Raw genomic sequence first — 8047 nt, 5'->3', positions numbered from 1 at the left:
GGCCGCGGGCGGGCGCAGGCGAGGTGGCCGGGGCGCTCGTCGCCGCCGGGGGGACCGGTGACGCGTCGGGGCTCGAGGCGACCGAGGACGACGTCGCCGGGCGGCCCGCGGCGGGCTTCGCATCGTCTGTGTCGTCCGTGTCTTCCACGTCGAGCGGGCCGGTCGTCCGCGCACTCTCCGCGTCGTCCGAGGACGGCTCGCCCGGCGCCTCGTCCACGAGGCCGTCCGGGTGGATCAGCAGCGACCACACGCCGTCGGGGTCCCGCACCTGCACCGGGACGGGCTGCCCGAGGGAGCCAGCCAGCCCGGCGATGCGGCTGGTGATCGCGGCGCCCGCCTCGGCGAGGGTCGCCATGCGGATCCGCTCGATGACGCCGTCGACGGAGATCTCCCCCGTGCCGTCCTCGCGCACCTCGGCACGGATGTCCGGCAGTCGCGTCGTCGTCGACGACGAGTTCTGCCCGTCGGTGCGCTCGCTCATGGTCTGGTTGCCCCTCGCTCCTGGTCGTCCGCCCCCGAAACTACGCTGCACGGGCCCTCCGCGCACTGTCGAGGCGCAGGCCAGCGCACTACGGGCGCCCGCAGGAGACCCTGTGAGCAGCGGTCAGGGCCCGGGACGTGAGATCCGGCACCGTCGGACATGCCGGGCGTGTCGACCGGGCCGGGCGGGACCCGACCGCTCAGTCCTCGTGCGTGCGCACCTCGAACCACACCGTCTTGCCGTCCGCGTGCGTCTGGATCCCCCAGTCGGACGAGAGCGCCTCGACGAGCGCGAGGCCGCGTCCGCTCGGCGCGGTCGGCTCCGGGTGCCCCACCGTGGGCCGGCCTCCGCCCGTGTCCCGGACCCCCACGCGGACGCTCTCCGCGTCGATCCGGACCTCGACCCGTACCTCGCCGGCCTCGGGGCCGTGCACGACCGCGTTGGACACCAGCTCCGCCGTGAGCAGCTCGACGACCTGGTTGGAGGACCCGCCCACCCCGGCGTCGGCGATCGTCCGCATGACCCAGTGCCGGACGACCCGGGGGGCCGACCGCTCCGCCTGGACCACCAGCTCGCCGGCCAGGGTCTGTGCGTCTCGTCGGCGCGCGCTCGCAGCGCTCCGGAGGTCTCGTACGTCGCCCACCCGCCCAGCGTGCCCGACGCGGTCCGTTCCTGCCTGGGGGGACGGCTGACGCGTCCGAGTGAACCGTCGGTCGTGGGACCCGGCGGAGGGGCTGCCTCACCTCATACCGGGGGCCCCGGTGCCACCTGGCTGACCAGCCCGACGAGGTTGCCCTCGGGGTCCCGGACGAACGCGTGCCACTCGTCGGAGCCCGCCGGGCCCAGCGTGTCGTCCTCGTGCCGGAAGATCACGTGGGGCTCGGACTCGACCGCGACGCCGCGGGTGCGCAGCCGCTCGACCGTGGCGGCGACGTCGTCGACCCGCACGTACAGCAGCGCGGACGGGGCGCCCCGCTCCAGCAGCAGCCGGACGCCGCCGAGGTCGAAGAACAGCAGGCCGGGCGGGTCGAACCGCGCGGTGGGCGCGGTGCCCAGCAGGTCCGCGTAGAAGGCGGCGGCGCGGTCGAGGTCCTGCGCGTGCTGGGCGACCTGGACGAGTCCCATCGGCCCATGGTGCCCCTTCTGAGGTACCTCAGACAGGGATGCCACCCCCTCAGGGCTCCGGCCCCCCGCCTCAGACCGCCCCCGGCCCGATCCGCACCTCAGGACCCGTCGACCGACCGATCCGGCGACCGCCCCCTCACGACCAGAGTCGTGGTTGTCAACGAGAGCCGGGCAGATGGTCCGGCGTTCATGAGGAGGACACCATGGCTGACTTCTGGGGACCCGCCCTCGACGCCGAGCTCGCCTACCGCCACGAGCGCCTGTTCACGGCGCTGCGCGGCATCCCGCTCGGCGACGACCGGGGCGGCCACGGCCCCGCCGACGCCACCGACGCGATCGCGGTCCGGACCGACGCGGCGCAGCCCGTCCGCCCGCGCAGGACTGCCGCGCGTGGGTGGCTCCTGCGAGGATCGGGGACATGGCACGCGGCTCGATGAGCACCCCGTTCGTGGCCCGCGCGCACCAGGTCGACCAGCTCACGCTGGCCCTGGGGCGCGCGGGCGTCGGTGAGCCCTCGACCGTGCTGATCGGTGCGGACGCGGGCGTCGGCAAGACCCGCCTGCTGCGGCACGTGGCCGAGCTGGCGGACGCCGCGGGCGCCCGGGTGGTGGTGGCCAACTGCGTCGACCTGGGCGAGATCGGGCTGCCCTACCTGCCGTTCGCGGAGGCCCTGTCCCAGCTGCGCGCCCTCGATCCGGAGACGGTCGACGCGGTGGTGGCCAACCGGCCCGCGCTGGCGCGGCTGCTGCCCGGACCGTCCGGCCCTCCGGGCCCGCCCGACGACCAGGCGAACCGGCTGCAGCTGTTCGACGGCCTGGTCGAGACGTTCGGTGCCGTCGGCGCGGCCGGGCGGCCCCTCCTGCTCGTCCTGGAGGACCTGCACTGGGCCGACGCCTCCAGCCGCGACGTGCTGCGGTTCCTCGTCTCGCGGCTGCGCGACCAGCACCTGCTCGTGGTGGCCAGCTACCGCACGGACGACCTGCACCGGCGCCACCCGTGGCGGCCCGTCGCCACCGAGCTGGGCCGGCACCCGCGCGTGGAGCGGCTCGACCTGTCCCCGTTCACCGACGACGAGCTGCGCGAGTTCACCACCGCCCTGAGCGGGTCTCCGCTGGCCGAGTCGACGCTGCGGCGGGTCATCGACCGCTCCGAGGGCAACGCCTACTTCGCCGAGGAGCTGCTGGAAGCGGGTGCCGAGGCGGACGAGCTGCCCTGGTCGCTGGCGGACGTCCTGCGCGCCCGGCTCGAGCTCCTCGACCCCTCCGTCCAGCGCCTGGCCCGCATCGCGTCGGCAGCGGGTCGCCGGGTCTCCGAACCCCTGCTGCGCGCGGCGGTCGTGGCGGACGGAGACCCCCAGCTCACCGCGCCCGGCGGGGTCGACGCCGCGCTGCGGGAGGCCGTCGCCCACCACGTGCTGGTGGGCGAGGGCGAGCTCATCGCGTTCCGGCACGCCCTGCTGGCCGAGGCCGTGTACACCGACCTGCTGCCCGGCGAGCAGTCGTCGCTGCACCGGGCGTACCTGCGGGTGCTGCGGGACCAGCCGGCGCTCGGCCCGTCCTCGCAGCTGGCCTCGCACGCCCTGCGGGCACCAGACCTGCCGACCGCCCTGCGCGCGTCGCTCGACGCGGCCGACCAGGCGCACGAGGTGCTCGCCCCCGCGGAGGAGCTGCGGCACCTGGAGGTCGTGCTCCGCCTGTGGGAGGCGGTCCCCGACGTCACCGTGGGCCTGGGCACCGACCACATCGACGTGCTCGTCGCCGCGGCGGCCGCCGCCAGCCGGGCCGGGCAGGTGGACCGCGCGGTGCAGCTGGCCCGTGCCGCGGTGGAGGAGACGCGGTCCGACGTGCCGCGGCAGGCGAACCTGCGCACCAGCCTCGCCCGCTACCTGCTTGGCGTGGAGAGCGTGCACGACGCGCTGGAGCAGTCGTCGCGCGCGCTGGCGGACCTGCCCGACGCCGCCACGCCGGACCGCGCCTGGGCGCTGGCCACCTACGCGCGCAGCGCCCTGAACGCGGACCTGGACGACGAGGCGCTCGTCAGCGCCACGCGGGCGGTCGAGCTGGCCAAGGAGGCCGGCGCGGCCGACGCCGAGTCCGACGCGCTGACCACCCTGGCGGTGCTGGTGGTCGACGACGAGGACCGCGCCGCCGAGCTGCTGCAGAGCGCCCTGGCCCGCGCCCGGGAGGCCTGCGACTACGCCACCGAGCTGCGCACCATGTACAACCTCGCCAGCAACCGCTACTACGCCGGGGACCTCGCGGGGGCCACGCAGGTCACAGCCGACGGGATCGAGCGCGCCCGGTCGCTGGGCATGACGTGGAGCGTCTACGGCGTCGAGCTGCACATGTTCACGCAGCTCATCCGGTACGTCTCGGGGGACCTGCGACCGGCCTCCATCGGCGCGGTGCCCGACGAGCTGGCGGACACGCTGATCGCCGTGAACCTGTACGCCGCGGTCGCCCGCGGGGACGCCGACGCCGCCGAGCGCGGCCACGCCCTGGAGCCCAGCTGGTCGAGGGACGGCCTGATCGCCCTCGTGGCCGGCGGCTGCACGATCGACGCCCACACCTGGCGCGGGGAGCTCGAGGACGCGATCGCGCTCGCGCTGCGCCTGCTCGAGCACCTCTGGCGGGCCTGGTCGGACTACTTCCTCGGCGGCATCTGGCTGGTCGCGCTGGCCATGAGCGCGCTCGCCGACGCCGCCGCGCAGGAGCGCCTGATGGGACGCGACGTCTCCGAGCGGGTGGCGCTCGGGGACCGGCTGCTGGAGCGCGCCACGACCACCGCGGAGCGGGGGCGGCCGCGCGGCGGCCGGCTGGGTCCGGAGGGGCGGGCGTGGCTGGCGCGCGCGCACGCCGAGCACTCCAGGCTCGCGGGCACCAACGACGTGGACCTCTGGCGGGCCACCGTCGCGGAGTTCGACTACGGCTACCGCTACGAGGTGGCGCGCAGCCGGTTCCGGCTCGCGGAGGCGCTGCTCGAGGCCGGTGACCGGGACGCCGCGCGCGCCGAGGCGGGGGTCGCGCTGACCGCGGCCGACGCGATGGGCGCCGTGCCGCTGGCCACCGCCGTCCGCGGGCTCGCGCGGCGCGGGCGGCTGGACCTGCCGGGCGTCCGGGTGGCGGGAGCCGACGTGCTGACCGCACGGGAGGCCGAGGTGCTCGCGCTCGTGGCGCAGGGGCTGTCCAACCGGCAGATCGGCGAGAAGCTCTTCATCTCCGGCAAGACCGTCTCCGTGCACATCTCCAACCTGCTGGCCAAGCTCGGCGTCTCCGGCCGCGCGGAGGCCGTGTCGGTGGCGCACCAACGGGGGCTGATCGGTGCGGGCTGACCTGGGCAGGCGTCGGCGCCTGCCCCTAGGTTGAGAGCCATGTCCCCGTCGAAGACCCCCGCGGTCGAGCTCGAGGTGCGCGGCCGGGCGGTCCGGGTGAGCAGCCCGGACAAGGTCTACTTCCCGGAGCGCGGGCTGACCAAGCTCGACGTCGTCCAGTACTTCGTCTCGGTCGGCGACGGCATCCTCGGCGCCCTGCTGGACCGGCCCACCACCCTGGAGCGCTGGCCCAAGGGCGTCTTCGAGGGCGCCAAGCTGGCCACCCGGACGGACTCCACGGGCGACGCGTTCTACCAGAAGCGCGTCCCGCAGGGTGCCCCGGAGTACGTGCGGACCTCGACGATCACGTTCCCCAGCGGCCGCACGGCCGACGAGGTCGCGCCCACCGAGCTGGCCGTCGTGGCGTGGGCCGCCAACCTGGGCACCCTCACGTTCCACCCGTGGCCGGTGGTCGGCGACGACGTCGACTCCCCCGACCAGATCCGCATCGACCTGGACCCGCAGCCGGGCACCGACTTCGACGACGCCGCCCGCGTCGCACCGCACGTGCGCGAGCTGCTGGCGGAGCACGGCATGGAGGGCACACCCAAGACGTCCGGCGGTCGGGGCATCCACGTCTTCGTGCCGATCGAGCCGCGCTGGTCGTTCGTCGACGCCCGCCGGGCCACGATCGCGTTCGGCCGCGAGCTGGAACGGCGTCTGCCCGAGCAGGTCACCATGAAGTGGTGGAAGGAGGAGCGCGGCGCCAAGATCTTCGTCGACTACAACCAGATGGCACGCGACCGCACGATCGCCTCGGCGTACTCCATCCGCAGCAACCCGCGCGCCACGGTCTCCGCCCCGCTGCGCTGGGACGAGGTGGGCGACGTGCACCCCAACGACTTCGACGTCACCACCATGCCGACCCGGTTCGCCGAGGTCGGCGACCTGTTCGCCGCACTGGTCGCGCGGGCCACCCCGCGGTACTCGATCGAGTCGCTGCTGGAGCTGGCCGACCGCCAGGAGACCGAGCAGGGCGAGGGCGACCTGCCCTACCCGCCGGAGTACCCGAAGATGCCGGGCGAGCCCAAGCGCGTGCAGCCGAGCAAGGACCGTGACCGCCCCCGCTGAGCCCGCGGCGGGCATCGTCTACGCGTCCGCGCGCGGGCGCTGGGTGCTCTTCGCCACCGTCCTCGGCTCCGCCATCGCGTTCATCGACGCGACCGTGGTGACCATCGCGCTGCCGACCATCGCCGACGACCTGGACGCCACGACCGCGGACCTGCAGTGGACGGTCAACGCCTACGCCCTCACGCTGGCGGGGTTCCTGCTGCTGGGCGGCTCGCTGGGCGACCGGTTCGGGCGTCGGCGCCTGTTCCTGATCGGCGTGGTGTGGTTCGCGGTCGCCTCGGTGCTCTGCGCGGTCGCACCGACGATCGGGGTGCTCAACGCCGCGCGCGCGTTCCAGGGGATCGGCGGCGCACTCCTCACCCCCGGCTCGCTGGCCATCCTGCAGTCCACGTTCAGCGGCCCGGACCGCGGCCGTGCCATCGGCGCGTGGTCGGGGCTCGGCGGTCTGGCGGGTGCAGTGGCACCGTTCCTCGGTGGCTGGATCGTCGAGGTCACCACGTGGCGGTGGATCTTCGGCATCAACCTGCCGCTCGCCGTCGTGGTGGTCTGGGCGACCGTCCGGCACGTGCCGGAGAGCGTGGACGCGGACGCCGTCAAGAGGCTCGACATCGCGGGCACGGTGCTCGGCGCGCTGGGCCTGGGCGCCCTGACGTACGGGTTCACCGCGTGGACGGAGAGCGGGACCCCCGACGCCCTCGTGGTGGGCACGCTGGCGCTCGGGGTCGTCGCGATGGTCGCGTTCCTGGTCGTCGAGTCCCGCGCGGTCGCACCCCTGCTGCCCCCCGCGCTGTTCCGGTGGCGGCCGTTCTCGGGCACCAACGCCGCCACGCTGCTCATCTACGCCGCGATCTCGGGGCTGTTCTTCTTCCTCGTCGTGACCCTGCAGGTGGTGGCCGGCTACTCGCCGCTCGCCGCGGGGCTGGCCCCTCTGCCGGTCACCGTGCTCATGCTCCTGCTGTCGCCGCGGGCGGGTGCGCTGAGCACGATCATGGGCCCGAAGATCCCGATGACGGTCGGCCCCCTGGTGTGCGCGGTCGGTGCCGTGCTGCTGGCGGGCACCGGACCCGACGCCCCCTACCTCACGCACGTCCTGCCGGGTGTCCTCGTGTTCGGGCTCGGCCTGTCCGCGACGGTCGCGCCGCTGACGACGACCGCCCTGGCTGCGGCGCCGGACCACCTGGCGGGGGTCGCCAGCGGCGTCAACAACGCCGTTGCGCGCGTCGCTGGCCTGCTGGCGATCGCCGTGCTGCCGCTGGCCGCCGGGGTGGGCGCGACCCTCACCGACCCCGCGACGCTCCAGCCGGCCCACCGGCTCGCGTTGCTGGTCTGCGCCGGCCTGCTGGCGGGCGGCGGGATCATCTCGCTGCTCACGGTGCCGTCGAGCGCCGACGCGGTGCGCCCCCGCGACCTGGGGTGAGTCAGCCGCGGTACTCGAAGTGCCAGTACTCGGGGTTGGAGCCGTTGCGGCCCGCCCACGACGGCGACACCCACCCGTACGCGGGACCGTTGCTGACCAGCCAGTCGCGCTGCGAAGTGTCCCAGCCGTACTCGCACGGCAGCTCCGGGACGTCCAGCGCCAGGCCGGTGCCGTGCGACGACGTGCCGGGCTTGGCGGCGACCGACCCGAGCGCCGCGCGCATGGCCACCTGCGTGTCGTAGTCGCGGTAGGTCAGGTCGAGGTCGAGGTCGTGCCCGAACTGGGCCCGGAAGGCGCCGTTGAGCCGCTCGAGTGCCGCAGCGGCCGCGTTGGTCAGGTAGTACGGCGTGCCCCGCGGGTCGACGTCCCAGGAGATCGCAGTCAGCGCCTCGGGGGGGAGCCTGCCGTTCGAGCCGTCCCCGCCGGCCGTCGCGGGCGAGGTGTAGAACGGCGGGCCGGAGTAGGTGGTGTCGCACGACGGGGCGGCCGGTGCCGACCCGGTCGGGGGGGTCGCCGGGGTCGGTCGCGCGGCCCGCGCCGCGACGGCCGCCGCTGCGGCCTGTGCCTGCTGCCACTCCTGGTG

The 8047-nt window shown here is 75.0% G+C and carries 7 protein-coding genes and 1 pseudogene; 4 read left to right on the top strand and 4 right to left on the bottom strand.

The window, feature by feature from the left end; all coding sequences use genetic code 11:
• The 3 genes and pseudogenes from RYN42_RS18525 to RYN42_RS18515 form a co-directional block, all read right to left on the bottom strand.
• Positions 1-481: pseudogene (locus RYN42_RS18525) on the bottom strand (chromosome partitioning protein); the annotation flags it as partial.
• A 199-nt stretch (positions 482-680) separates the two neighbouring features.
• Positions 681-1124: an ATP-binding protein gene (locus tag RYN42_RS18520; protein ID WP_315098563.1), complete on the bottom strand. Its 444-nt coding sequence runs from the start codon at positions 1122-1124 to the stop codon at positions 681-683.
• 101 nt (positions 1125-1225) lie between these two features.
• Positions 1226-1606 (bottom strand): VOC family protein, encoded by a 381-nt coding sequence (locus RYN42_RS18515; RefSeq protein ID WP_315098561.1) that lies wholly within the window; start codon positions 1604-1606, stop codon positions 1226-1228.
• Positions 1607-1809: 203 nt separating this feature from the next.
• Here RYN42_RS18515 and RYN42_RS18510 point away from each other — a divergent pair, with 203 nt between their 5' ends.
• The 4 genes from RYN42_RS18510 to RYN42_RS18495 are packed head-to-tail and all read left to right on the top strand — an operon-like array spanning position 1810 to position 7464.
• The gene (locus RYN42_RS18510; RefSeq protein WP_315098558.1) at positions 1810-2043 is read left to right on the top strand and encodes a hypothetical protein; all 234 of its coding nucleotides are present in this window, start codon (positions 1810-1812) and stop codon (positions 2041-2043) included.
• Positions 2025-4937: an AAA family ATPase gene (locus tag RYN42_RS18505; RefSeq protein WP_315098555.1), complete on the top strand. Its 2913-nt coding sequence runs from the start codon at positions 2025-2027 to the stop codon at positions 4935-4937. The genes RYN42_RS18510 and RYN42_RS18505 overlap by 19 nt, the downstream gene beginning before the upstream one ends.
• A gap of 39 nt (positions 4938-4976) precedes the next feature.
• Complete coding sequence (locus RYN42_RS18500) at positions 4977-6047, top strand: DNA polymerase domain-containing protein (RefSeq protein ID WP_315098552.1); 1071 nt, start codon at positions 4977-4979, stop codon at positions 6045-6047.
• The gene (locus tag RYN42_RS18495) at positions 6031-7464 is read left to right on the top strand and encodes a DHA2 family efflux MFS transporter permease subunit (RefSeq protein WP_315098550.1); all 1434 of its coding nucleotides are present in this window, start codon (positions 6031-6033) and stop codon (positions 7462-7464) included. The genes RYN42_RS18500 and RYN42_RS18495 overlap by 17 nt, the downstream gene beginning before the upstream one ends.
• Before the next feature lies 1 nt (position 7465).
• Here the strand turns inward: RYN42_RS18495 and RYN42_RS18490 are convergent.
• Positions 7466-8047: M15 family metallopeptidase (locus tag RYN42_RS18490; protein ID WP_315098547.1), on the bottom strand; the 582-nt coding region annotated here is incomplete at its 5' end.

Source organism: uncultured Cellulomonas sp. (assembly GCF_963527515.1).
Classification (GTDB): Bacteria; Actinomycetota; Actinomycetes; order Actinomycetales; family Cellulomonadaceae; genus Cellulomonas.
The sequence above is the reverse complement of the archived record's forward strand: the minus strand, read 5'-3'. Positions and strand labels throughout refer to the sequence as shown.

Coding starts and splice junctions, on each gene's coding strand:
- RYN42_RS18515 (WP_315098561.1), bottom strand. CDS start 1,606: ATGGGACTCGTCCAGGTCGCCCAGCACGCGCAGGACCTCGACCGCGCC.
- RYN42_RS18500 (WP_315098552.1), top strand. CDS start 4,977: ATGTCCCCGTCGAAGACCCCCGCGGTCGAGCTCGAGGTGCGCGGCCGG.
- RYN42_RS18505 (WP_315098555.1), top strand. CDS start 2,025: ATGGCACGCGGCTCGATGAGCACCCCGTTCGTGGCCCGCGCGCACCAG.
- RYN42_RS18510 (WP_315098558.1), top strand. CDS start 1,810: ATGGCTGACTTCTGGGGACCCGCCCTCGACGCCGAGCTCGCCTACCGC.